The sequence below is a fragment of the Escherichia sp. E2586 genome (genome assembly GCF_005781105.1).
Taxonomy (GTDB): domain Bacteria; phylum Pseudomonadota; class Gammaproteobacteria; order Enterobacterales; family Enterobacteriaceae; genus Escherichia.
Genome location: NZ_VATN01000011.1, coordinates 76757 through 102452, shown reverse-complemented (window position 1 = coordinate 102452; position 25696 = coordinate 76757). Strand labels below are relative to the sequence as shown.

25 protein-coding genes are annotated in these 25696 nt (G+C 52.7%); 10 read left to right on the top strand and 15 right to left on the bottom strand.

Features of this window, described 5'->3' with window-relative positions; all coding sequences use genetic code 11:
- Positions 1–236: 236 nt before the first annotated feature.
- Genes hemG through pepQ form a run of 4 tightly spaced genes read right to left on the bottom strand, consistent with a single transcriptional unit; the run spans position 237 to position 4229 of the window.
- On the bottom strand, positions 237–782 hold the full coding sequence (gene hemG / locus FEK50_RS13520) for a menaquinone-dependent protoporphyrinogen IX dehydrogenase (protein WP_130209490.1): 546 nt from the start codon (positions 780–782) through the stop codon (positions 237–239).
- An 11-nt stretch (positions 783–793) separates the two neighbouring features.
- The gene (gene trkH / locus FEK50_RS13515) at positions 794–2245 is read right to left on the bottom strand and encodes a Trk system potassium transporter TrkH (RefSeq protein WP_000545680.1); all 1452 of its coding nucleotides are present in this window, start codon (positions 2243–2245) and stop codon (positions 794–796) included.
- A gap of 38 nt (positions 2246–2283) precedes the next feature.
- Positions 2284–2898 carry an IMPACT family protein gene (locus FEK50_RS13510; protein ID WP_001296979.1) on the bottom strand — a complete coding sequence of 205 codons (615 nt, stop codon included), beginning with the start codon at positions 2896–2898 and terminating at the stop codon, positions 2284–2286.
- Entirely contained in the window at positions 2898–4229 is a 1332-nt protein-coding gene (gene pepQ / locus FEK50_RS13505; RefSeq protein ID WP_130261222.1) for a Xaa-Pro dipeptidase, read from the bottom strand. Before pepQ ends, FEK50_RS13510 begins: the two co-directional genes overlap by 1 nt.
- A 189-nt stretch (positions 4230–4418) precedes the next feature.
- Between pepQ and fadB the strand changes: the two genes are divergently transcribed.
- Both fadB and fadA read left to right on the top strand, forming a co-directional pair.
- The gene (gene fadB, locus FEK50_RS13500; protein WP_131162261.1) at positions 4419–6608 is read left to right on the top strand and encodes a fatty acid oxidation complex subunit alpha FadB; all 2190 of its coding nucleotides are present in this window, start codon (positions 4419–4421) and stop codon (positions 6606–6608) included.
- A 9-nt stretch (positions 6609–6617) separates the two neighbouring features.
- Positions 6618–7781 carry an acetyl-CoA C-acyltransferase FadA gene (gene fadA, locus FEK50_RS13495; protein WP_130209482.1) on the top strand — a complete coding sequence of 388 codons (1164 nt, stop codon included), beginning with the start codon at positions 6618–6620 and terminating at the stop codon, positions 7779–7781.
- A 275-nt stretch (positions 7782–8056) separates the two neighbouring features.
- Here fadA and fre read toward each other — a convergent pair whose 3' ends face one another.
- Positions 8057–8758, bottom strand: a complete 702-nt coding sequence (gene fre / locus FEK50_RS13490; protein ID WP_130209480.1) for an NAD(P)H-flavin reductase — start codon at positions 8756–8758, stop codon at positions 8057–8059.
- A gap of 45 nt (positions 8759–8803) precedes the next feature.
- The gene (ubiD, locus tag FEK50_RS13485) at positions 8804–10297 is read right to left on the bottom strand and encodes a 4-hydroxy-3-polyprenylbenzoate decarboxylase (RefSeq protein WP_000339804.1); all 1494 of its coding nucleotides are present in this window, start codon (positions 10295–10297) and stop codon (positions 8804–8806) included.
- Between the two features lie 166 nt (positions 10298–10463).
- Between ubiD and rfaH the strand changes: the two genes are divergently transcribed.
- The gene (gene rfaH, locus FEK50_RS13480) at positions 10464–10952 is read left to right on the top strand and encodes a transcription/translation regulatory transformer protein RfaH (protein ID WP_130209478.1); all 489 of its coding nucleotides are present in this window, start codon (positions 10464–10466) and stop codon (positions 10950–10952) included.
- On the opposite strand, the gene tatD is transcribed toward rfaH, so the two are convergent.
- The 8 genes from tatD to rmuC all read right to left on the bottom strand — a co-directional run bounded on the left by tatD (position 10949) and on the right by rmuC (position 17955).
- Positions 10949–11731, bottom strand: coding sequence for a 3'-5' ssDNA/RNA exonuclease TatD (tatD, locus tag FEK50_RS13475; RefSeq protein ID WP_131162262.1), 783 nt, complete (start codon positions 11729–11731; stop codon positions 10949–10951). The two genes, rfaH and tatD, sit on opposite strands and share 4 nt — an antisense overlap.
- Before the next feature lie 41 nt (positions 11732–11772).
- Positions 11773–12549: a Sec-independent protein translocase subunit TatC gene (tatC, locus tag FEK50_RS13470; protein ID WP_000109937.1), complete on the bottom strand. Its 777-nt coding sequence runs from the start codon at positions 12547–12549 to the stop codon at positions 11773–11775.
- Between the two features lie 2 nt (positions 12550–12551).
- Entirely contained in the window at positions 12552–13067 is a 516-nt protein-coding gene (gene tatB / locus FEK50_RS13465; protein WP_130209474.1) for a Sec-independent protein translocase protein TatB, read from the bottom strand.
- A gap of 3 nt (positions 13068–13070) precedes the next feature.
- Positions 13071–13340: a Sec-independent protein translocase subunit TatA gene (tatA, locus tag FEK50_RS13460; protein ID WP_130209472.1), complete on the bottom strand. Its 270-nt coding sequence runs from the start codon at positions 13338–13340 to the stop codon at positions 13071–13073.
- A gap of 78 nt (positions 13341–13418) precedes the next feature.
- Positions 13419–15059: a ubiquinone biosynthesis regulatory protein kinase UbiB gene (gene ubiB / locus FEK50_RS13455; RefSeq protein ID WP_130209470.1), complete on the bottom strand. Its 1641-nt coding sequence runs from the start codon at positions 15057–15059 to the stop codon at positions 13419–13421.
- The gene (gene ubiJ, locus FEK50_RS13450) at positions 15059–15664 is read right to left on the bottom strand and encodes a ubiquinone biosynthesis protein UbiJ (protein WP_130261219.1); all 606 of its coding nucleotides are present in this window, start codon (positions 15662–15664) and stop codon (positions 15059–15061) included. Before ubiJ ends, ubiB begins: the two co-directional genes overlap by 1 nt.
- A 13-nt stretch (positions 15665–15677) precedes the next feature.
- Entirely contained in the window at positions 15678–16433 is a 756-nt protein-coding gene (gene ubiE / locus FEK50_RS13445) for a bifunctional demethylmenaquinone methyltransferase/2-methoxy-6-polyprenyl-1,4-benzoquinol methylase UbiE (protein ID WP_000227958.1), read from the bottom strand.
- A gap of 94 nt (positions 16434–16527) precedes the next feature.
- Positions 16528–17955 carry a DNA recombination protein RmuC gene (rmuC, locus tag FEK50_RS13440; RefSeq protein ID WP_130219483.1) on the bottom strand — a complete coding sequence of 476 codons (1428 nt, stop codon included), beginning with the start codon at positions 17953–17955 and terminating at the stop codon, positions 16528–16530.
- A 215-nt stretch (positions 17956–18170) separates the two neighbouring features.
- Between rmuC and FEK50_RS13435 the strand changes: the two genes are divergently transcribed.
- Genes FEK50_RS13435 through FEK50_RS13410 form a run of 6 tightly spaced genes read left to right on the top strand, consistent with a single transcriptional unit; the run spans position 18171 to position 23610 of the window.
- Positions 18171–18938, top strand: coding sequence for an IclR family transcriptional regulator (locus tag FEK50_RS13435; RefSeq protein WP_131162263.1), 768 nt, complete (start codon positions 18171–18173; stop codon positions 18936–18938).
- 23 nt (positions 18939–18961) lie between these two features.
- Positions 18962–19966, top strand: a complete 1005-nt coding sequence (locus FEK50_RS13430) for a 2-dehydro-3-deoxygalactonokinase (RefSeq protein WP_130209462.1) — start codon at positions 18962–18964, stop codon at positions 19964–19966.
- Complete coding sequence (locus FEK50_RS13425) at positions 19956–20585, top strand: 2-dehydro-3-deoxy-6-phosphogalactonate aldolase (RefSeq protein ID WP_130261216.1); 630 nt, start codon at positions 19956–19958, stop codon at positions 20583–20585. Before FEK50_RS13430 ends, FEK50_RS13425 begins: the two co-directional genes overlap by 11 nt.
- Before the next feature lie 24 nt (positions 20586–20609).
- Complete coding sequence (locus FEK50_RS13420; protein WP_131162264.1) at positions 20610–21584, top strand: tripartite tricarboxylate transporter substrate binding protein; 975 nt, start codon at positions 20610–20612, stop codon at positions 21582–21584.
- A 16-nt stretch (positions 21585–21600) separates the two neighbouring features.
- A complete protein-coding gene (locus FEK50_RS13415) occupies positions 21601–22107 on the top strand; it encodes a tripartite tricarboxylate transporter TctB family protein (RefSeq protein WP_131162265.1) in 507 nt (168 codons plus the stop codon).
- A gap of 12 nt (positions 22108–22119) precedes the next feature.
- On the top strand, positions 22120–23610 hold the full coding sequence (locus tag FEK50_RS13410; protein ID WP_130209454.1) for a tripartite tricarboxylate transporter permease: 1491 nt from the start codon (positions 22120–22122) through the stop codon (positions 23608–23610).
- Positions 23611–23822: 212 nt separating this feature from the next.
- Here the strand turns inward: FEK50_RS13410 and udp are convergent, their stop codons facing one another.
- Entirely contained in the window at positions 23823–24587 is a 765-nt protein-coding gene (gene udp, locus FEK50_RS13405) for a uridine phosphorylase (protein WP_000045178.1), read from the bottom strand.
- A 261-nt stretch (positions 24588–24848) separates the two neighbouring features.
- On the opposite strand from udp, the gene FEK50_RS13400 reads away from it, so the two are divergent.
- Positions 24849–25664, top strand: coding sequence for a dienelactone hydrolase family protein (locus FEK50_RS13400; RefSeq protein WP_131162266.1), 816 nt, complete (start codon positions 24849–24851; stop codon positions 25662–25664).
- Positions 25665–25696 lie beyond the last annotated feature (32 nt).

Genomic DNA, 25696 nt, shown 5'->3' with positions numbered 1-25696 from the left:
AGCAGTGCCGCTTCGCTTTTTCTCAGCGGCGCGGGGTGTGCATAATACGCTTTCCCGCTACAGAGTCAAGCATTTTTTTGCTTTTCTCTGCCGGAATTCTCAGGAGAATCCCGCTGACCCGGCGGCGTGTTTGCCGTTGTTCCGTGTCAGTGGTGGCGCATTATAGGGAGTTATTCTGAGCTGACAAGAGGAAATTTAAAATAATTTTCCGAATGCGCGTTTTTTATTCTTTATGCTTATTTCGACGCCGATCTGTTGGTTAATTGAGCGATTTCTCGGGCAAAATTCGCGACCTGCTCCCAATCGGTATAGACAACCTCTTTGCGCGTATCTGTTTCTCCGCCTGACATCTTCATAATCAGCTTGATCATAAAGCGGTCGTACCAACGATAGCGTGGATAACGCAGTGCCCCGGCAATAACGGCACAGCGATCGGGGCGCCATTGTGAACTCATCAGAAACTTTCGTGCGTAGCTGTTGGTCTGCACAGTCCGCTTCTCCGGCTTGCGTGCCACCAGGTTGACGGAGTAAAAGGCGCTCGGCATTGAGTTCAGCCGGGTGGCATGCTTTTTGACAAATGCCTGGAACGCAGAATGGTAATGACCGTAGCGAATAGAAGCGCCAATCACCACGCGATCGTAGTTTTCCCATTGTGGTTCTTCAATGCGGTGCACATTAGCGACATCCGCCTGGATCCCCAGTTCTTTCAGTTCCGAAGCCAGGTAGGAGGCAATCTCGCGCGTTTGTCCGTCCCTTGTTGAGAAAAGAATTAATGTTTTCACGTATTACTCCATCATTCACGCCAGAAAGTCGGGGTAAAGAGCACCAGCAATGTAAAGACCTCAAGACGACCAAACAGCATGTTGGCAATCAGGATCCATTTAGCCACCGGGTTCATGCTGGTAAAGTTATCAGCAACCACGCCAAGCCCTGGCCCCAGGTTATTCAATGTCGCAACAACCGAGGCAAAGGCAGAAAAGTCATCCACGCCCGTGGCGATTATCGCCAGCATACTGACAATAAACACCAATGCATAGGCGGAGAAAAATCCCCAAACGGCTTCGAGGATACGTTCCGGCAGTGCGCGATTCCCCAGCTTAATGCTATAGACGGCGTTCGGATGCACCAGTCGTTTCAGCTCACGGTTCCCCTGTTTGAACAGCAGCAGGATGCGGATCACTTTCAGGCCACCGCCCGTTGACCCGGCGCAACCGCCGATAAAAGCTGAACATAAAAGCAGTACCGGCAAAAAGAGCGGCCAGCGGGCAATGCTATCAGTCGTAAACCCGGCGGTTGTCGCCATCGACACCACCTGGAAAAATGCCTGGTTAATTGTCATCAGCGCCGAACTGTAGACATTATGAAACCACAGCACGAGGGTACAAATAACCACCAGCGTAAACTGTACGCCGATAAACATGCGAAATTCCGGATCGCGCCAGTAGACCTTCAGACTACGCCCACTTAACAGTGAAAAGTGCAGACCGTAGTTACAGCCGGAGATCAGCAGGAAGATAGCAATGATAGTGTTAATAGTCGGGCTATCGAAATATCCGACGCTGGCATCATGAGTCGAGAAGCCGCCAATAGCGATTGTCGCAAAGCTATGACCGATGGCATCAAAGGCATCCATTCCAGCAAACCACAGCGCCAGTGCACAGGCGACGGTCAGCAAGACATAAATCAACCACAGGGTTTTCGCCGTTTCCGCAATTCGCGGACGCATTTTGTTATCTTTCAGCGGGCCGGGCATTTCCGCGCGATAGAGCTGCATACCACCAACGCCGAGGATAGGCAGTATCGCAACCGCCAACACGATGATCCCCATCCCGCCAAACCATTGCAGCATCTGGCGATAAAAGAGGATTGCGTGAGGGAGCGAATCCAGCCCCACCAGCGTAGTGGCCCCCGTGGTGGTCAGGCCGGAGAAAGATTCAAAAAACGCATCGGTAATCGTGAGGTTCGGGCTTTCCGAGAAGATAAAAGGGAGCGCACCGACGCTACCCAGCACGGTCCAGAACAGCACCACGATCAGAAACCCTTCACGGGATTTCAGTTCGCCCTTCTCTTTACGGTTAGGCCACCACAACATGGAGCCAATAGCGAGGGCGACAAAAAAGGTCTGGGTAAATGCGCGGCCCGCCCCATCCCGGTAGATGAGTGCTACCAGCCCAGGGATAATCATTGTCCCTGAGAATAAGATGACCAGTAGTCCAACGATTCGGGTAATGGCGCGAAAATGCATCTCTGCCGCTTCCTTAGTTCTGCAAAACGAAGTGGGGATTATTCTTCAATCGCTAACAATTGCAATGAACCACGGCTAAAATCCGCCAGCTTTGCGGAAAATTCAGCCACTTTCGCCGCTGGAAGCGCCACCCGCAGCAGAACGAATGCCTGATAATCACTGTTGATAATTTTGCCGTCACACTGCCCCAGCAACGCTTCAATGCCGGTTAACTGACTATATTCACATTGCAAAGTATATTCGGTTAATGGCGTCTTGCGTTGGGTCGTTAGCTGGCGCAACGCCTGATTCACGCCGCCGCCATACGCTTTCACTAACCCACCGGTGCCAAGCAATATGCCGCCGTAGTAGCGCACCACCACAGCGGTAATTTCCCCGACGCCGCTGCCCATTAGTTGGGCGAGCATCGGTTTACCTGCCGTGCCCGCCGGTTCCCCGTCGTCAGAGAAACCCAGCTGTTGAGAATCATCCGGCGCACCCGCCACCCACGCCACACAATGGTGGCGGGCATCGGGGTGTTCTGCCCGCACCGATTCAACAAACGCTTTCGCCGCCTCAACGCCATCGGTATGCGCCAACATCGTTATGAAGCGGCTTTTTTTGATCTCTTCAACGACCGTGACCGGTGCCGCAGGAATTAACCAGCTTTCCATCACGCCAGTTTCAGATCCCGGGTCATGTTTTCCACGTTGTTTTCGTGGATCACCACGTTGTCTTCGATACGAATGCCGCCGAACGGTTTCAGTGCTTCAATTTTCTGCCAGTTGAAGTGTTTGCTGAACTGCCCTTCACGCCACGGTGCCAGCAACGATTCGATGAAGTAGATACCCGGCTCAATGGTTAACACCATGCCCGGCTGGAGAATACGGGTGCAGCGCAGGTACGGATATTTTGCCGGTGCCGCGAGGTGCGTACCGCTATCATCCTGCATAAAACCTGCTACGTCATGCACCTGCAGGCCCAGCGGATGGCCGATACCGTGCGGCATAAACGGTCCGGTGAGATCGTTTTCGACCATCGCTTCTTCACTCATATCGGTGATGATTTGATGTTTACGCAGCAGTTTGGCAATGCGCTGATGGAACTGGATGTGGTAATCCACATAGCTGACGCCTGCTTTCATGGTGGCGATCAGCGCCAGTTGTTCATCATTAACGTCTTTCACCAGCTGTGCGTAGTCGTTGTCGCTTTTTGCCGACCAGGTTCGGGTCAGGTCAGCCGCATAGCCGTTATATTCTGCCCCGGCATCCAGCAGGAAGCTACGCATCTCTTCCGGTGCCTGATGGTCCAGTTTGGTGTAATGCAGCACCGAAGCGTGTTCGTTGAGCGCCACAATGTTGCTGTAAGGTACGTCGGTATCACGATGACCGGTCGCGGTCAGATAGGCAATGTTGATATCGAACTCGCTCATGCCAGAACGGAACGCTTCTTCTGCCGCGCGATGACCGTTGACCGCCATTTTCTGCGCTTCACGCATACAGGCCAGTTCGTACTCGGTTTTGAAGGAGCGGTAGTAATGCAGGTAGTCGATCACCCCTTTCGGGTTGATATTGCTGGCCTCAATGCCCAGTTGCAGCGCACGTTCCGGCACCGGACCGATATAACCAATATTGCCGCGCGCAGCAGGCAGCAGGCTACCAATGCCATCGGCTTTCGGCAGCGCGATCACGTCCACATCTTCAGTCCAGAAGGCGGTCGGCAGCGGTTCGACGTTGTGCCAGTAATCAACTGGCAGATAGAACCACAGTTTCGGCTTGTTCACGCCATCCACCAGCAACCAGCAGTTTGGCACCTGAGTTACCGGCACCCACGCTTTGAATTGCGGGTTCACTTTAAACGGATAGGGATGATCGTCGAGAAAAACGTTGAACAGTTCGCCGGAGTGAATAAGTAACGCATCCAGCTTGAAGCGCGCCAGCGCATCGCGAGTCCGTTCTTGTAAGGTAGCTATATGATTTTTATAGAGCGAGGCCAGTGATTCCATTTTTTACCCTTCTGTTTTTTTGACCTTAAGTCTCCGCATCTTAGCACATCGTTCATCCAGAGCGTGATTTCTGCCGAGCGTGATCAGATCGGCATTTCTTTAATCTTTTGTTTGCATATTTTTAACACAAAATACACACTTCAATGCATCTGGTACGACCAGATCACCTTGCGGATTCAGGAGACTGACATGCTTTACAAAGGCGACACCCTGTACCTTGACTGGCTGGAAGATGGCATTGCCGAACTGGTATTTGATGCCCCAGGTTCAGTTAATAAACTCAACACTGCGACCGTCGCCAGCCTCGGCGAGGCCATCGGTGTACTGGAACAGCAATCAGATCTAAAAGGGCTGCTGCTGCGTTCGAACAAAGCAGCCTTTATCGTCGGTGCTGATATCACCGAATTTTTGTCCCTGTTCCTCGTTCCTGAAGAACAGTTAAGTCAGTGGCTGCATTTTGCCAATAGCGTGTTTAATCGCCTGGAAGATCTGCCGGTGCCGACCATTGCCGCGGTCAACGGCTATGCGCTGGGCGGTGGCTGCGAATGCGTGCTGGCGACCGATTATCGTCTGGCGACGCCGGATTTGCGCATCGGTCTGCCGGAAACCAAACTGGGCATCATGCCGGGCTTTGGCGGTTCTGTACGTATGCCACGTATGCTGGGCGCTGACAGTGCGCTGGAAATCATTGCCGCCGGTAAAGATGTCGGCGCGGATCAGGCGCTGAAAATCGGTCTGGTGGATGGCGTAGTCAAAGCAGAAAAACTGATTGAAGGGGCGATGGCGATTTTACGCCAGGCCATTAACGGCGACCTCGACTGGAAAGCGAAACGTCAGCCGAAGCTAGAACCGCTAAAACTGAGCAAGATTGAAGCCACCATGAGCTTCACCATCGCTAAAGGGATGGTCGCGCAAACGGCGGGGAAACATTATCCGGCACCCATCACCGCAGTAAAAACTATTGAAGCTGCGGCCCGTTTTGGTCGTGAAGAAGCATTAAATCTGGAAAACAAAAGTTTTGTCCCGCTGGCGCATACCAACGAAGCCCGCGCACTGGTCGGCATTTTCCTTAACGATCAATATGTAAAAGGCAAAGCGAAGAAACTCACCAAAGACGTTGAAACACCGAAACAGGCCGCTGTGCTGGGCGCAGGCATTATGGGCGGCGGTATCGCTTACCAGTCTGCGTGGAAAGGCGTGCCGGTTGTCATGAAAGATATCAACGACAAGTCGTTAGCCCTCGGCATGACTGAAGCCGCGAAACTACTGAACAAGCAGCTTGAGCGCGGCAAGATCGATGGTCTGAAACTGGCTGGCGTGATCTCCACGATCCACCCAACGCTCGACTACGCCGGATTTGACCGCGTGGATGTTGTGGTAGAAGCGGTTGTCGAAAACCCGAAAGTGAAAAAAGCCGTACTGGCAGAAACCGAGCAGAAAGTACGCCCGGATACCGTGCTGGCGTCTAACACTTCAACCATTCCTATCAGCGAACTGGCCAACGCGCTGGAACGTCCGGAAAACTTCTGCGGGATGCACTTCTTTAACCCGGTCCACCGAATGCCGTTGGTGGAAATTATTCGCGGCGAGAAAAGCTCCGACGAAACCATTGCGAAAGTCGTCGCCTGGGCGAGCAAGATGGGTAAAACGCCGATTGTGGTTAACGACTGCCCCGGCTTCTTCGTCAACCGCGTGCTGTTCCCGTATTTCGCCGGTTTCAGCCAGTTGCTGCGCGACGGCGCGGATTTCCGCAAGATCGACAAAGTGATGGAAAAACAGTTTGGCTGGCCGATGGGTCCGGCATATCTGCTGGATGTCGTGGGCATTGACACCGCGCATCACGCTCAGGCTGTCATGGCAGCAGGCTTCCCGCAGCGGATGCAGAAAGATTATCGCGATGCCATCGACGCGCTGTTTGATGCCAACCGCTTTGGTCAGAAGAACGGCCTCGGTTTCTGGCGTTATAAAGAAGACAGCAAAGGTAAGCCGAAGAAAGAAGAAGACGCCGCTGTTGACGACCTGCTGGCAGAAGTGAGCCAGCCGAAGCACGATTTTAGCGAGGAAGAGATTATCGCCCGCATGATGATCCCGATGGTCAACGAAGTGGTGCGCTGTCTGGAAGAGGGCATTATCGCCACTCCGGCAGAAGCGGATATGGCGCTGGTCTACGGCCTGGGCTTCCCTCCGTTCCACGGCGGTGCGTTCCGCTGGCTGGACACCCTCGGCAGCGCAAAATACCTCGATATGGCACAGCAATATCAGCACCTCGGCCCGCTGTACGAAGTGCCGGAAGGTCTGCGTAATAAAGCGCGTCATAACGAACCGTACTATCCCTCGGTTGAGCCAGCCCGTCCGGTTGGCGACCTGAAAACGGCTTAAGGAGTCACAATGGAACAGGTTGTCATTGTCGATGCAATTCGCACCCCGATGGGCCGTTCGAAGGGCGGTGCTTTTCGTAACGTACGTGCGGAAGATCTCTCCGCTCATTTAATGCGTAGCTTGCTGGCGCGTAATCCGGCGCTGGAAGCGGCGGCCCTCGACGATATTTACTGGGGCTGTGTGCAGCAGACGCTGGAGCAGGGTTTTAATATCGCCCGTAACGCGGCGCTGTTGGCTGAAGTACCACACTCTGTCCCGGCGGTTACCGTCAACCGTCTGTGTGGTTCATCCATGCAGGCACTGCATGATGCAGCACGAATGATCATGACTGGCGATGCACAGGCATGTCTGGTTGGCGGCGTGGAGCATATGGGCCATGTGCCGATGAGTCACGGCGTCGATTTTCACCCCGGCCTGAGCCGCAATGTCGCCAAAGCGGCGGGCATGATGGGCTTAACGGCAGAAATGCTGGCGCGTATGCACGGTATCAGCCGTGAAATGCAGGATGCCTTTGCCGCGCGGTCACACGCCCGCGCCTGGGCCGCCACGCAGTCGGGCGCATTTAAAAATGAAATCATCCCGACCGGTGGTCACGATGCCGACGGCGTATTGAAGCAGTTTAATTACGACGAAGTGATTCGCCCGGAAACCACCGTGGAAGCCCTCGCCACGCTGCGTCCGGCGTTTGATCCCGTCAGCGGTACGGTAACGGCGGGTACATCTTCTGCGCTTTCCGATGGTGCAGCTGCCATGTTGGTGATGAGTGAAAGCCGCGCCCGTGAATTAGGTCTTAAGCCGCGCGCCCGCGTACGTTCGATGGCGGTCGTCGGTTGTGACCCGTCGATTATGGGTTACGGCCCGGTCCCGGCCTCAAAACTGGCGCTGAAAAAAGCGGGGCTGTCTGCCAGTGATATCGGTGTGTTTGAGATGAACGAAGCCTTTGCCGCGCAGATCCTACCGTGCATTAAAGATCTGGGGCTGATGGAGCAGATCGACGAGAAGATCAACCTCAACGGTGGCGCGATCGCGCTGGGTCATCCGCTGGGCTGTTCAGGTGCTCGTATCAGTACCACGCTGCTGAATCTGATGGAGCGTAAAGATGCCCAGTTTGGTCTGGCGACGATGTGTATCGGTCTGGGTCAGGGTATTGCGACGGTGTTTGAGCGGGTTTAAACACTTGCCGGATGCGGCGTAAACGCCTTATCCGGCCTACGGTTCAGGACTATTTGTAGGCACGATAAGACGCGCCAGCGTCGCATCGGGCATTGTTTGCCGGATGCGGCATAAACGCCTTATCCGGCCTACGGTTCAGGACTATTTGTAGGCACGATAAGACGCACCAGCGTCGCATCAGGAATTGTTTGCCGGATGCGACATAGATCAAAATGCCACTGTATAAAGTTTTAGTTGCCGTTCTTCCCGCCTGTCAGGGGCGGGTTTTTTATGGCTTAGATAAACGCAAACGCATCGCCAAACAGGCGATCTTCCCGCGCATTACGCTCATTGCAGAACAGGTCACGGGCGATTTTCGCCATCTCAAAGCGGCCAGCGATATAGATATCATGCTCCGCCAGCGTACCGTGATCCTGCAATACCGCCGTTAATACCGTTCCAGTACGTCCACGCCAGCCCGCTTCCGGTTGTTCAACTACCGGCACCACACGCAAACCAGGATGCTTCAGAGAAAGCGCCTCAAGCTCGGACAGATCATAAAGATGTTGCTCTTCACGCCCGCCCCAGTAAATGGTGATATCGCGATTGGGATTACGTGCCAGCGCTGTCAGCAAAATCGAGCGCGCATAAGAGAACCCCGTGCCGCCCGCAATCAGAATCATCGGACGTTCTTCATCATCGCGCAGCCACGCTTCACCGTGGGGAATATCCACCACGATTTGATGATCTTTAAGGATGCGATCCATAACGGCTTTGGCGTAGAGATTGATCTCCGAAGCGCCAATGTGCAGCTCAATGAAACCTTGTTCATTCGGCGTCGAAGCCATTGAAAACGGGCGTTTGTCGCGCTCGTCCATCACCACCATCAAATACTGACCAGCACGAAAAGAAAAGGCCGCGTCTGGCACAATGCGGACACGATATACGGTATCCGTGATAGCTTCTACCGAGGTCACTTTACAGCTTAAGGTTGTCATGCGCTTTCTCTGTCGGATCGATAAATAGGGCAAAACAAACGCGCATCAGGCGCTTTTACCGTTGTTAAAAATAGCCAGTTCATCCCAGATGGCGTCAATATGCGCGACAACATCTGGATCTTTTTTGATGGGACGCCCCCATTCACGCTGGGTTTCCCCTGGCCATTTATTCGTGGCATCCAGCCCCATTTTTGAACCCAGCCCGGAGACGGGCGAGGCAAAATCCAGATAATCAATGGGCGTATTTTCTACCAACACCGTATCCCGCGCAGGGTCCATACGGGTGGTAATTGCCCAAATCACATCGTTCCAGTCGCGTGCGTTAACATCATCATCGCAGACGATCACGAACTTAGTGTACATAAACTGGCGTAAGAATGACCAGACCCCCATCATGACGCGCTTCGCATGTCCGGCGTACTGTTTTTTGATTGTCACTACCGCCAGGCGATAAGAACAGCCTTCCGGCGGCAGGTAAAAATCGACAATTTCCGGGAACTGTTTTTGCAGAATCGGCACGAACACTTCGTTCAACGCCACGCCCAGTACCGCGGGTTCATCTGGCGGACGCCCGGTATAGGTGGAATGGTAAATCGCATCTTCACGCTGGGTAATATGCGTCACGGTAAATACCGGGAAACTATCGACTTCGTTATAGTAACCGGTGTGGTCGCCATACGGCCCTTCCGGCGCCGTTTCGCCTTGCTCGATATACCCTTCCAGCACAATCTCCGCACTGGCGGGCACTTCAAGGTCATTGGAGATACACTTCACCACTTCGGTCTTGGTGCCGCGCAGCAATCCGGCAAAGGCGTATTCCGACAATGTATCCGGGACTGGCGTCACTGCACCGAGAATCGTAGCGGGATCGGCACCCAGCGCCACAGAAACCGGGAAACGTTCGCCCGGATGCGCCGCGCACCACTCCTGATAATCCAGTGCGCCGCCACGATGCGACAGCCAGCGCATAATCAGTTTGTTTTTACCAATCAGCTGCTGGCGATAAATACCCAGATTCTGCCGCTCTTTATGCGGGCCGCGCGTTACGGTCAGCCCCCAGGTAATTAGCGGCGCGGCGTCTTCCGGCCAGCAGGTCATAATGGGAATGCGGTTAAGATCGACGTCATCACCAGAGACGATTTTTTGTTGGCAAGGCGCACCACGCAATCGCTTTGTCGGCATGTTTAACACCTGCTTAAACTGCGGCAGTTTATCAAACAGGTCGCGGAAACCTTTTGGCGGCTCCGGCTCTTTCAGAAACGCCAATAATTTACCGACTTCACGCAGCGCCGAAACATCTTCCTGGCCCATGCCCATCGCCACGCGCTTTGGCGTACCAAACAGGTTGCACAGCACCGGCATCGAATAACCTTTGGGGTTTTCAAACAACAACGCAGGTCCACCGGCACGCAGAGTGCGGTCAGCAATTTCAGTGATTTCCAGATGCGGATCCACTGGGAGCGTGATACGTTTTAGCTCACCCTGCTGTTCAAGCAGCGTCAGGAAGTCGCGTAAATCGTTATATTTCATGGCGTCCATTGTAGCCTCTTAATCTTCGCCCATTATACGGCGTTCATCTTCGCGATGCTGTAAATTTGTTAAATTAGCGTGAACTCTGACGGCATAACGCAAACCGGGGAATATAATTAACTTAGCGTAAAGCTTTTGCTATCCTTGCGCCCCGATTAAACGGATAAGAGTCATTATGCAATCCTGGTATTTACTGTACTGCAAGCGCGGGCAACTTCAACGTGCCCAGGAACACCTCGAAAGACAGGCGGTGAATTGCCTGGCGCCGATGATCACCCTGGAAAAAATCGTGCGAGGCAAACGTACCGCAGTCAGTGAACCATTGTTCCCCAACTACCTGTTTGTGGAATTTGACCCGGAAGTGATTCATACCACAACCATCAGTGCTACCCGCGGCGTCAGCCACTTTGTGCGCTTTGGCGCATCGCCGGCGATAGTCCCATCTGCGGTTATTCATCAACTGTCGGTGTATAAACCGGAAGACATTGTTGATCCGGCGACGCCATATCCTGGTGATAAGGTGATTATCACCGAAGGCGCTTTCGAAGGTTTTCAGGCTATTTTCACCGAACCCGACGGCGAGGCTCGCTCTATGCTATTGCTTAATCTTATCAATAAAGAGATTAAGCACAGTGTGAAGAACACCGAGTTCCGCAAACTCTAGAACGCAATCCCAAATAACTTTTTGACATTGGCATCCGTGGTGGCAGCCAGCCATGCGGCATCTTCCCCACGCCAGTGTGCAATACGTTGCAAAATATGGGGCAGATAGGCTGGCTCATTACGCCGTGACGATGGCTTCGGCGTGAGATCGCGCGGAAGCAAATACGGTGCGTCTGTCTCAACCAGCAATTGCTCCGCCGGAATAAATGGCAACAGTTCTCGCAGCTCCAGTCCGCGTCGTTCATCGCAAACCCAACCGGTAATGCCGATATAAATTCCGCGCGCCACGCACGCCTGCATCTCTTCGCGTGTGCCGGTAAAACAGTGCAACACCGCACCAGGTAGCTTATCCAGCCACGGTTCCAGCAACGTCATAAACCGCTCGTGGGCATCACGGCAGTGCATAAATACCGGCATGTTTAACTCTGCGGCAATACGTAGCTGGGCAACAAAAGCGCGTTCCTGCTCTTCTGGTGTGGAAAAGTTGCGGTTAAAGTCGAGGCCACACTCACCAATCGCCACCACTTCTTGCTGCGAGGCCAGCGCCACAATCATTTCTTCTGTTGCGTCTTGCCACTGGCTACTGTCATGAGGATGCACGCCCGCCGTTGACCAACAGGACGAATACTGACGCGCCAGCTTTTGCGCCTGCTGGCTTTCGCGCAGGTTAGTGCCGGTGATGAGTAGCCCATTAACTCCCGCAGCAAAAGCGCGCGCTACGACATCATCACGGTCTTTCGCAAATTGCGAACTGGTCAGATTAACGCCGATATCAAACATCCTGCACTCCATATGACAACCGCCCTGACGGGCGGTTGAGTTTATTCTTCAGTTTTTTCGCTTTCTGCTTCAGCGTCGTTTTCTTCTTCCCGGTTTCGGCCTTTACCAACGTAAAAGCGCGAGAAGAAGACGCCAATTTCAAACAGGCAGTACATCGGGATCGCCAGCAGCGTTTGCGAGAAGACATCCGGCGGCGTCAGCAGCATCCCGACGACGAATGCGCCAACCAGCACATACGGACGTTTTTTGCGTAAGTCTTCTGGTGAGGTAATCCCCATCCAGCACAGCAGCACAATCGCCACAGGTACTTCAAAGGAGATACCAAACGCCATAAACAGCGCCATCACAAAGCTCAAATAGCTGGCAATGTCGGTGGATACCTGCACCCCTTCAGGCGCGGTATTGGCAAGGAAACCAAACGCCAGCGGGAAGACCACGAAATAAGCGAACGCCATGCCGATATAAAACAGCAGAGAGCTGGAAACCAGCAGCGGCACCACCAGGCGACGTTCGTGCTTATAGAGTGCAGGAGCGATAAATGCCCACACCTGATAGAGAATCACCGGCGCTGACAGAATCAGCGACACCATAAAGGTCAGCTTGATTGGCGTAAAGAACGGAGAGGCCACATCGGTGGCGATCATCGTTGAACCTTGCGGCAACTGCTTGATCAATGGCGCGGATACCAGGTGATAAATGTCATTGGCGAAATAGACCAGACACAGAAATATCACGATCACCGCGATAATGCAGTTCAGCAGACGCTTACGCAGCTCAATCAGATGCGTGATAAGCGGTTGAGTATCTTCTACAGACATGTTTACGGTTTATCACTCGACGAAGGGGAATGTGCAGCGGTTTTCGGTTCAGCGTCCGCAGCAGGTTTTACCACCGGCTCTGGCGTGGTTTCTGGCTTCTGTTCCGGCGAACTGGCCTGCGTTTGTGCAGCGGCAGGCGTGACGCCTTCATGCGCAGCCTCATTGTCTTTCACCACCGGGTTATGAATGGTGTGCGCTTCATCGCTCGCCTTTTCAGGGTCATTCGCAACGTAGGAACGCTTCATCGACTCCGCAGCCTGGCGCAGCTCATCCATTGACGCTTTCAGTTCAGGCGTCAGGTTGGTGAGACTCGCCTTTTCAACCTTTTTCAGGCTGTCCTGAAACTCCTGGAGTTTTAACTCCTGGGTCAGTTCGTTCTGCACCGTTGTTGCCAGTGAACGCAACGCACGAATCCAGCCCGCTACCGTTTTTACCGCCACAGGCAGTCGTTGCGGCCCCAGAACTACGAGGCCGATGATGAACACCAATAGCAGTTCGCTAAAACCGATATCAAACACGGATTACACCTGCTCTTTATCGTGGCGCTTTGCGTCTTCTGTTTTAGCCTGTTCCTGATTCGCATCCGCCTGCTTATCGGCGATGGTTTTCGCAGTAAAATCAGCATCCTGACTGGTTTTATCCTGCTTTGGTTCATCATCGCTCATTGCTTTTTTAAAGCCTTTGATCGACGCACCAAGATCGGAACCGATGGAGCCGAGCTTTTTGGTGCCAAAAAGCAGTACAACGATGACGGCAATAATCAATAACTGCCAAATACTGATACCACCCATACATGTTCCTCTGTGGTAGATGATGATTAAACAAGGCCGCATTATACGTTACACGGCCCGCCTTGAGCGATGAAAAAATCAGCGTGTTTTGCACCAACCGACAAACCAGGCGATCAGACCGGCCGCCATTAACCAGCCGGGCATCAGCCCCCATTCCGGTCGGCTGACCAACAAGAATGTGCCGCTTAATACTAACGTCGCACCAATCCCCAATAAGTAACGAGATTGTCCCTGACGCACATGATTCGACTGTAACTCGCGCGCAATCTTATCAACACTATGCTGTAAATACTTGCCCTGGCGCAAACTGTCATAAACCAATTCAGGCAGTTCTGGCATTTTTTCGATCCAGAACGGCGCTTTTTCCTTAAATGCTCTCACCAGCGCGGGAATACCGACCTGATCTTTAATCCACGATTCAAGGAAAGGTTTTGCAGTTTTCCATAAATCGAGCTGCGGATAAAGCTGCCGTCCTACTCCTTCGATATAGAGCAAGGTTTTCTGAAGTAACACCAGTTGCGGCTGCACTTCCATATTGAAGCGACGCGCCGTATTAAACAGATTTAACAGCACATGTCCAAACGAAATTTCCGCCAGCGGTTTCTCAAAGATAGGTTCGCAAACGGTACGAATGGCAAATTCGAACTCTTCAACGTTGGTATCTGGCGGTACCCAGCCTGAATCGACATGCAGCTCTGCCACTTTGCGATAGTCGCGGTTAAAGAAGGCGATAAAGTTTTCCGCCAGATAGCGTTTATCTTCCTTGTTTAGCGAACCGACTATCCCGCAATCAATGCCGATATATTTCGGGTTTTCCGGGTGTTCATAGCTTACGAAGATGTTGCCTGGATGCATATCGGCATGGAAAAAGCTGTCACGGAAAACCTGGGTGAAGAACACCTGCACACCGCGTTCTGCCAGCAATTTCATGTTAGTGCCGTTTTTCTCCAGCGCCGCGACATCAGAAACGGGAATGCCGTAAATGCGCTCCATCACCATCATCCCTTCGCTGCAATAGTCAGGGTAAACTTCCGGGATGTAGAGCATCGGGCTGTCTTCAAAATTGCGTCGTAACTGAATGGCGTTGGCAGATTCCCGCAGCAAATTCAATTCATCAATCAAGGTCTTTTCGTACTCGCGCACCACTTCAGTTGGGCGCAGACGGCGACCATCCGGCAGCAAACGCGGCACCCAGCGAGCCAAGCGGTAGATAAGTTTCAGATCCGCTTTAATCACCGGCAAAATGTCCGGACGGATGACTTTAATTACCACATCTTTGCCATTCGATTTCAATCGCGCGGTATGAACCTGGGCGATAGAGGCCGACGCCAGCGGCTCGATTTCAAAATCGTCAAACCACGCTTCCACCGGCAAACCGCCCATTGCAGCTTCAATCTGTTGCTTCGCCAGTCTGCCATCAAACGGTGCGACTTTGTCCTGCAAGAGTGCCAGTTGGTCAGCAATATGCGGCGGAAAAAGGTCGCGACGGGTAGACAACATCTGCCCGAACTTGATCCATACCGGCCCCAGCTCTTGCAGCGCCAGTCGTAGTCGCTCACCTAATGGTTTGTCTTTGTGCCGATTCGGCATCCAGAATAATGAGTATCGCCATAACCGCAGCGGCAAGGTGATACGCATTTTAGGGATCAGTTCATCAAGTCCGTAGCTTAAAAAAGTGCGAATGATGAAATACAGGCGCCGTACTTCACCTGGCGTCATTAAACTGCCTCCAGTTTTTCCAGCCGTTTGATTAACGCATCAACGGCACGTTCAACAGCGGCTGTCTCTTCCGCAAACCAGGCCACTTCAAGCGGACCAGGCGCCATACGCCACTCTTCGGTAATGGCTTCTGCCACATAACGTTGCTGGCGTTTAATACCATGATGCAGGAATTTCGCACCGCCGCGCAGGGCTTTGCTGATGCCTTCAGCGGCGATATCACCGGTATAAGGGGCCAGCAGTTCCGCAGGGTCGAACTCTGCCAGATCTGCCAGCGCAACGAAATTCTGTACCACCTGAATATCGCCCTGCACTTCCAGCTCACCGCTACGAATTAGTGCGGCAAGCTGCTGGCGGTCACGAAGTTTCGGCAACACGCTGGCGTAGGCGATAACGGTGCAATCAGCATCGCCAGACCATTCGCCCAGCACATCGACCTGCCGTTCACTAAACACCAGAATTAGCGACGTCGAAAAGCCTTTTACCTCCACGCGCAATACTTTACCCAGCAGACGCGAGCGGGCTGTTTTCAGCGCGGGTGAGCGATACAGGAAAGTGTTGAGCAGACTTTCAATTCCTGCCGTCACTAAAGGTTTAAAAGGCATAGTCGTACTCCTGTCAGAACTTATAACCACGATGCAGCGCCACAACGCCAGCCGTCAGGTTGTAATAATCGACACTTTCGAATCCGGCATCCTGCATCATGGCTTTCAGCGTATCCTGATCGGGATGCATACGGATGGATTCGGCCAGATAGCGGTAGCTGTCGGCATCGTTCGCCACCAGCGAACCAATACGTGGCAGCACATGGAAGGAGTAAGCGTCATAGGCTTTGCTTAACGGTTCGATAATCGGCTTCGAGAACTCAAGCACCAGCAGGCGACCGCCCGGTTTCAGCACGCGATACATCGAACGCAGTGCTTTATCTTTGTCGGTAACGTTACGCAGACCAAACGAAATGGTGATGCAATCAAAGGTGTTATCCGGGAACGGCAGCGCCTCTGCGTTCGCCTGAACATACTCAACGTTGCCAATCACACCGATATTGCGCAGTTTCTCACGGCCCATCTTGAGCATGGATTCATTGATATCGGCGAGAACCACTTTGCCCGTTTCACCAACCAGGCGGGAGAATTTCGCCGTCAGATCGCCGGTACCGCCAGCCAGATCCAGTACGGTCTGCCCACGACGCACACCGCTGCAATCGATCGTGAATCGCTTCCACAAACGATGAATACCAAATGACATCAAATCATTCATGACATCATATTTCGATGCCACGGAATGGAAAACGTGGGCGACCATATCCGCTTTTTGTTCCTTCGCGACGGTCTGAAAACCAAAGTGCGTCGTTTCTTGTGACTTATCCACCATCTCAATGCCTGCTCATCAAAAAATTGTTCCAGAAGTGTAACAGATTGGGCGTCGATGCCCTAGATTTCTACCCGGCTTAACTACCCCTAATGGGCTAGCGCGACTGCTGATTATATTCATCATCGCGTTGATAAGCTTCATCATTCGGCTGCCCCGGAACCGACCGCAGTCGATACTCTTCATCCTGGCTCACCGCCTGTTCAGCCAAGTCCGGATTAATCTCGCGTTTAATTTCTACCCCTAAACCGCGAAACGCTTCTGCCTGCGCCAGCACATTTCCGCGACCTGAAGAGAGTTTTTTCATCGCCTGCCGATAATTATCCTGCGCTTTGTCCAGACTTTGACCAATCGCGGACATATCATCAATAAACAGACGCATCTTGTCGTACAGCTTGCTGGCACGATCGGCGATTTGCTGGGCGTTACGGCTTTGATGCTCATAACGCCACAGGTTGGCGATAGTACGCAACGCCACCAGCAGCGTGGTGGGGCTAACCAGCATGATGTTGTTCTTTAACGCTTCGGTGATCAGCTCTGGCTGGCGATCAAGCGCCAGTAAAAACGCTGGTTCAACGGGAATAAACATCAGCACGTAATCCAGCGTTCGTAGCCCCGGCAGCTGTTGATAATCTTTGCGCCCAAGTAAGCGGATGTGATTACGTACCGAAGCAATATGCTCCTGCAATGCGCTTTCGCGTGTGTAGTCGTCTTCCGCGTTGAAGTAGCGTTCATAGGCGACCAACGTCATTTTGGCATCGATCACCACATCTTTCCCCTGCGGCAGCCGCACGATGACATCCGGCTGCATCCGCGAGCGAGCATCATTTTCGATGCTTACCTGGGTTTCGTATTCATACCCTTCACGCAGTCCGGAAGCTTCCAGCACCCGCGTCAGTACCACTTCGCCCCAGTTCCCCTGGGTTTTGTTATCGCCTTTCAGCGCGCGCGTCAGGTTGATCGCTTCCTGGGCCATTTGCGCGTTGAGTTGCTGTAGATTACGAATTTCGTGGGTCAGGGTATGGCGTTCTTGTGCTTCTTTACCAAAGCTGTCCTGTACCTGTCGGCGAAAACCATCCAGTTGTTCACGCAGCGGCGATAACAAGTTGTTCAGACTCTGACGATTTTGTTCATCTACCCGGCGATTACTGTGCTCAAAAATACGGTTGGCGAGATTTTCAAATTGCTCGCTCAAACGCTGCTCGCTGTTGATCATCTGGCGGATTTTATCGTCAGCGTGTTGCTGTGCGGCTTCCATCCGCGTGGTTACTTCACGCAGATCCGCCTCCAGCGAAGTATTGATACTTTGCAGACTACGCACTTCGTTATTGAGCAATTCACACTCTGCACGCCAGTGCTCACTTTGGGTAATTTGTTGTTTTGCCGCACTTAACTCCGCGACCATCTCTTCACGTTCAGCTAATTGCTCGGCTTTTTGCTGCGCATGTTGATAACTGGCAAACAGCCAACCGATGGCCACACTGACCAGCGCAATAATGGCATAAACAATGATTGAGAAATCCACAAAGCCTCCTGACGCAACAACTTACCCGCACAAAATAGAATTGTGCTGTACAAACGTCCAGTTTGAAAGAAGTTTCCTGCGAGGCGCTACGCAAAACGATCGTTTATTTTGCTTATTTTATCCCACAATATGAGACTAAGTTTATATTGTGGGACACATCACCTTTTCCCCACTTTATTCTGTGAAACACTCGGCAATATCATCAGGAGACATCTATGGCAGAAACCTCTTCAACCACCGCTGGCGCACAAACGTTATTACGCGGACTGGCGGTTATTAATGCTGTTTATAACGGTTGCCATGACCTGAAAAGCATCGGCGAGTTCACCGGCACGACGCGGAGTACAACCCATCGTTTAGTCTCTGTTTTGGTGGAGCAACGCTATCTGCGCCATGTCCCAACTCAGGGCTACCAACTGGGCGCCAAACTGATCGAACTCGGCGCCAGAGCGCTGGAAAGCACTTCATTGTATGAAGTTGCACAGCCCGTTTTGCAACGTCTGGCCCGTTACACCCTGGACACCGTGCATCTGGGGATCGTTGAAGGCGACGAAGTGCTGTATCTGGAGAAGATCAACAGTCAGCGCGGGCTGGAAATGCGCTCACGCCCAGGCCATCGCATGCCACTGGCAATCACCGGCATCGGCAAGGCGTTGATCCTCAACCGAACAGAAGAAGAGTGGCGCACACTATTTTTGACTTGTGGTGATGAAACAAAACTGGGCGCATTTATACAAAACATGCGCCGTTATGCCGCCAGTGGTTTTGCTTTTGATCTGGAAGAGAACGAGCCCACTATCCGTTGCGTTGCAGCGCCGATTTACAACGCCCGGAATGAAATTGTGGCGGCCATTTCTGTCGCCAGTACCACCACGTATATGTCGCTGGCGCGCCTGGAAGAACTGGCACCTTACGTCAAATCCTGTGCAGAAGAGATCTCCGCTGAACTGGGCTGGGGTAAGCACGTCCGCAAAGATAATTAAACCATGATTAAAGGAAACGGCTAATGTCGGGAAATACCTCATTTATTGCCCTGGACTGGGGAACGTCATCGCTTCGGGCATGGCGTTTTGGTGACTCACCAGATCCACAAGAAAAACGTGAATTCCCCTGGGGAATCATGAAATTACCCTCCCAGGCGGCAACACGTGAGGACGCTTTCCACGATACATTTTTGCGTGTCTGTGGCGACTGGCTGGCACAATCCCCCTGCCCGGTTCTGGCTTGTGGCATGATCGGCAGTGCGCAAGGGTGGCAACCAGCAGCTTATTTACCTTGCCCGGTCACTCTCGATGGACTGGCGAAGCAACTGACGCCGGTTATCCACCAGCAGCAGACAATGCTGCACATCATTCCCGGCGTGATTAAAGAAGGTGAAATGCCCGAAGTGATGCGTGGCGAAGAGACACAAATCTTCGGTGCCATCACAATGGAACCTGCTCTGCAAGACGCAATCCGTAAGGGTGTGCCGGTGCTGATTGGCTTACCTGGCACTCATGCGAAATGGGCGGTGGTTGAAAATAACACCATTACCGATTTCCGAACCTTTATGACGGGCGAATTATTTGATGTTTTATCCCGCCATTCGATTCTTGGCGCCACCATGCATTCGGGAGATGAGCCGCACTGGGATGCCTTTGCCCAAGGACTGACAGCGGCACTGGAGCATCATCAGACCGGATTATTATCGACGCTGTTTTCGACCCGTTCGCGCTTGCTGACCGATAATCTTACGCCGTCCTCACAGGGCGATTATCTTTCCGGATTACTGATAGGCCATGAATTATGTGGTCTGGCATCCAGCTTGCTGCGTGATTTACCCGCCACAACGCCGATCGCCTTAATCGGTAGCGCCACCCTGAACAGCCGCTATTCACGAGCGTTCAGCCACGTTTTTCCCGACAGACAGCTTCACGCCATTCCTAATGCCACTGAACAGGGATTATGGCGAATCGCCCACGCTGCCGGGTTACTCTCCACCAACGCCAGGGAATGTACTCATGCCATTTAATACGCTTTTGCAAAAAACCGGGTTAGTCGCCATTTTACGCGGCGTGAAACCGGATGAGATTGTCGCCATCGGTGAAAAGCTGTACGCCGCCGGATTCCGCCTGATTGAGATTCCCATGAACTCGCCGGAGCCGTTGCAAAGTATCAGTCTACTGCGCGACGCCCTGCCTAAGGACTGCCTGGTCGGAGCCGGAACTGTGCTTTCAGTAGAGCAGGTGGTTGCGGTTAAAGAGGCTGGAGGCCAGATTATCGTGATGCCGCATTGCGATACTGCGGTGATCCGTCGCGCCCGTGCGCTGGGTATGTATTGCGCGCCTGGCGTCGCTACGCCCACCGAAGCCTTTGCTGCCATTGAACATGGCGCCAATGCCATCAAGCTGTTCCCGGCCGAACAAATTACGCCAGAAGTCACCAAAGCCTGGCGTGCGGTTATTCCGCAATCCGTTCCGATGTTACCGGTTGGCGGTATCACACCGGAAACCATGGCGCGTTATCTGAGTCACGGCGCAAACGGCTTCGGCCTCGGTTCTGCGCTATATCGCCCCGGCATGACGCCAGAGCAGGTCTATGAAAATGCAGTACTGTTTATGAACGCATGGAACAATTTAAATAATAACTAACTGATAAATAAGGATATAAAACCAATGATAAAACATCTTATCTTACCGAAAAAAATGGCTGCGATGGTACTTCTTGCAGGCGCTGCCCTCAGCACTGCACCCGTACAGGCGGCTTCCTACCCAACCAAACAGATCGAGTTAGTCGTACCCTACGCTGCCGGAGGCGGTACGGATCTGGTTGCCCGAGCCTTTGCTGATGCCGCCAAAAACCATTTACCCGTCAGCATCGGGGTTATCAATAAACCTGGCGGTGGCGGCGCTATTGGCCTGAGCGAAATCGCCGCTGCCCGCCCTAACGGTTACAAAATCGGTTTAGGCACGGTTGAGCTGACCACCCTTCCCAGCCTCGGCATGGTGCGTTTTAAAACCAGCGACTTCAAACCCATCGCCCGTCTGAATGCGGATCCGGCGGCTATCACCGTCCGTGCCGATGCGCCGTGGAATAGCTATGAAGAATTTATGATTTACGCCAAAGCGAATCCCGGAAAAGTACGCATTGGTAACTCAGGCACCGGGGCTATCTGGCATCTGGCGGCGGCTGCACTGGAAGATAAGACGGGCGCGAAGTTCTCTCATGTCCCTTATGACGGCGCAGCCCCTGCCATTACAGGTCTGTTAGGCGGGCACATTGAAGCGGTTTCTGTAAGCCCAGGTGAAGTTATCAACCATGTGAAAGGTGGCAAGCTGAAGACACTGGTGGTGATGGCGGATGAGCGTGTGAAAGCCATGCCTGACGTACCGACGTTAAAAGAGAAAGGCGTTGATCTCTCTATCGGCACCTGGCGCGGTCTGATTGTGTCGCAAAAAACGCCGCAGGATGTGGTGGATGTTCTGGCGAAGGCAGCAAAAGAGACGGCTGAAGAGCCTGTATTTCAGGATGCTCTGCAAAAGTTGAATCTCAACTATGCATGGCTTGATGGCGCCAGCTTCCAGACACAAATCAGCGAGCAGGAACAGTATTTTGACGAGCTGCTAACTCGCCTGGGCCTGAAAAAATAATCCCGAGGTACGGTCGATGAACACAAAACAGTCTGTTGCTCAACTCGCCGTACCGCACCGCAAGCGCCTTTCATCCACCGTGGTGGTGGCGCTGTTACTTTGCGTAGTTGCTGGCACAGTGATGATTAATGCCGCTGATTTTCCAGCAACTGCCATTGAAACGGATCCCGGTGCAAGTGCCTTCCCTACCTTCTATGCCTGCGCCCTGATTGTGCTCGCTGTCTTGCTGGTGATACGTGATCTTTTGCTGGCAAAACCAGAATCTTGCGCCGACGCACAGGAAAAACCGGCATTCAGGAAAACGGCAACGGGAATTGCGGCAACCGCGTTTTATATTGTGGCGATGAGCTACTGCGGTTATCTCATTACTACTCCTGTTTTCCTCATCGTCATTATGACGTTGATGGGCTACAGGCGATGGGTACTCACACCGGGTATTGCGCTGTTGTTAACGGCAATCCTCTGGTTGCTGTTCGTCGAAGCGTTACAGGTGCCATTGCCTGTCGGCACATTTTTCGAATAACAGGGGCCAGCAATGTTTGAAAGTGAACTTTTAACTCAGGGTTTTTCGACATTACTCAGTAATCCTCAGGCGCTGCTGTTTGCCACGTTTGGGGTGATGCTGGGTATTGTGATTGGCGCCCTGCCCGGTTTAACAGCGACCATGGGGGTGGCGATTTTACTGCCTTTCACCTACGGCATGGAGCCTGTTTCTGGCTTGTTGATGATTTGCGGCGTCTTTTTTGGCGGCGTCTATGGCGGTTCTATCACCGCAATTTTGCTCAAAATTCCAGGCACACCCGCAGCCGCAGCCACCGCAATTGACGGTTATGAGCTGACGAAGCAGGGAAAAGCCGGGCTGGCGTTGAGTGCCGCCACGTTCTCTTCCTTTAGCGGCGGAACAATCAGCATTATTGTGCTGATGTTTCTCTCTCCGGTACTTGCCAGTTGGGCGTTGAAGTTTAGTGCTTCAGAGTCCTTCGCCCTGGCAACCTTCGGGCTGAGTATTATTGCCAGTATTTCCGGCGAGTCGTTGATTAAAGGACTGATTGCCGGAGTTGGCGGATTGCTGATCGCAACGATAGGCCTTGATCCAATGGGCGGTTTTCCACGGTTTACAGGTGGATTTGTGGAGCTGATGAATGTGCCATTTATCCCGGTGATGATTGGTTTATTTGCTGCTTCAGAGGCATTCCGCTCTATGGAGCAAAACCAGCAAATTCGTCAGGGGGCGAAGGTGGCTATCGGCAGTCTGTTACTGCCCTGGCAAACGCTACGTCGCATCGCATTAACCATTTTGCGCTCATCAGGATTAGGGGTTTTTATCGGCATGATCCCCGGTGCGGGGGCGGATATTGCAGCTTTTGTTGCCTATAACGAAACTCGTCGTTTCAGTAAGACACCAGAAAACTTTGGTAAGGGTGAAATTAAAGCTGTGGCGTCCAGTGAGGCAGGCGCGAATGGCTGCACCGGTGGCGCCTTGTTACCTATGCTGACGCTGGGGATCCCTGGCGATGCGGTAACCGCCATCATGCTGGGCGCGTTAACGTTACAAGGGATGCAGCCAGGCCCACTGATGTTTACCGACCACGGCGATATGGTTTATACGCTGTTTGTCGGCATGATCTTCTGTTACTTCATGCTGCTAGTGCTTGGGCTGCTCTCTTTGAAAGTCATCGGCAACGTGGTGAAAATCCCCGGCAATATTCTCACGCCGATGATCCTCGCGCTTTGTGTTGTTGGGACTTATGCGCTGAACAATAGCCTGTTTGATGTCGGCATTATGCTGATTGCGGGCGTAGTGGGCTATTTCATGCAGAAAGGGGGATATCCGGCGTCGCCAGTGGTCCTGGCATTGATTATGGGGCCAATGGCAGAAAGTAATTTTCGCCGGGCGCTGTCGCTTTCGGGTGGGTCACTCGACTTTCTGTATACCCGACCGATCACCCTGGCATTGCTGACTCTGGCAGCCTTTACGCTGCTGACGCCAATAATCCGCAAAATTATGCGCTTACGGCGTCAGTAACAGATATCGCTCTCCGAAGTTGGGGAGTATGAGACTGATGACAAACGCTAAATTGCCTGATGCGCTGCGCTTATCAGGCCTACCACAGAAATGCAATATATTGAATTTGAATGCTTTTGTAGGCCCGGATAAGGCGTTCACGCCGCATCCGGCATGAACAAAGCACACGTTAACAACAATCGGAATGCTCCCCGAAGTTGGGGAGCATTTTTTTATTTCAGCAGACGACGCGCCGCTTCCACTACGATTTTCACCGCATGGCTTTCGGTTTGTTTCATCGTCTCGGCGTTCGGGATCTCTTGCTGGGTACGGTTAACGATAACGCCCGCCACCATACCGGCGCGCAGGCCCTGGCTTGCACACATGGTCAGCAGAGTTGCAGATTCCATTTCATAGTTCATCACGCCCATCGCCTGCCACTCTTCCATAGAACCTTTAAAGTGACGGACTACGCGACCAGAGTAAGTATCGTAACGCTCCTGGCCCGGGTAGAAGGTGTCAGAAGAAGCCGTCACGCCTACGTGAGTGGTGGCACCAATTGATTTCGCGGCTTCTACCAGTGCAGTCGTACATTCGAAATCAGCGACAGCCGGGAACTCCAGCGGAGCGAAGTGCAGGCTCGCGCCATCCAGACGAACAGACGCCGTGGTAACCAGGACATCACCAACATTAATATGCGGCTGAATAGCCCCCGTCGTACCGATACGCAGGAAAGTGCGAATGCCCAGCTGTGCCAGCTCTTCAACAGCAATAGAAGTAGACGGACCGCCGATACCGGTAGAGCAGACAATAACAGGTTTACCATCCAGCTCTGCGCGCCAGGTGGTGAATTCGCGGTGAGATGCCAGCTTAACCGGCTTATCCATCAGCGCGGCGATCTTTTCCACACGATCCGGGTCGCCAGGGACGATGGCAAGCGTAGCCCCTTGTAAATCGTTTTTAGTGAGGCCGAGATGAAAAACATCAGACTTGGACATATACAACTCCTCTGTGAATCGGTTTAGTCAGAAGAAGCAAAAAGACACTTTACCGAAGGATTTAACATTTTTTCGTGACACCCATCACCATGACGCAAATGTGTTGCATGCATTTACCTGATAAAAGTGATTTAAATCACATAAATAACTCTTTACCGTGTGTTGTTGCATAAAAGATGAGCCGATTCAGGCAATGTGATTTGTTGCATGCTGACTATAGTTAACATTGCGCAAAATTTTTATAAGGGTACGGAGAATACCATGGCAACAACACAACAATCTGGATTTGCACCTGCTGCATCGCCCCTCGCCTCGACCATCGTTCAGACCCCGGAAGATGCGATTGTGGCAGGGTTCACCTCTATCCCTTCACAAGGGGATAACATGCCTGCTTACCATGCTCGCCCAAAGCAGAGCGATGGCCCACTGCCAGTGGTCATTGTAGTGCAAGAAATTTTTGGCGTGCATGAACATATCCGCGATATTTGTCGCCGTCTGGCGCTGGAGGGGTATCTGGCTATCGCACCAGAACTCTATTTCCGCGAAGGCGATCCGAATGATTTCGCCGATATCCCAACGCTGCTAAGTGGTCTGGTGGCAAAAGTACCTGACTCACAGGTATTGGCCGATCTCGATCATGTCGCCAGTTGGGCGTCACGCAACGGCGGCGATGTCCATCGTTTAATGATCACCGGATTTTGCTGGGGCGGACGCATCACCTGGCTGTATGCCGCGCATAATCCACAGTTAAAAGCCGCAGTGGCGTGGTACGGCAAACTGACGGGCGATAAGTCACTGAAATCACCGAAACAACCTGTTGATATCGCAACCGATCTTAACGCTCCTGTTCTCGGCTTATATGGCGGCCAGGATAACAGCATTCCGCAGGAGAGCGTGGAAACGATGCGCCAGGCGCTGCGGGCAGCAAACGCGAAAGCAGAGATTATCGTTTACCCGGATGCCGGGCATGCGTTCAACGCCGATTATCGTCCGAGCTATCATGCAGAATCTGCAAAAGACGGCTGGCAGCGTATGCTGGAATGGTTCAGGCAGTATGGTGGCAAGAAGTCGCTGTAATGAGAAAAGACCGGGTGGTATTACCACCCGGT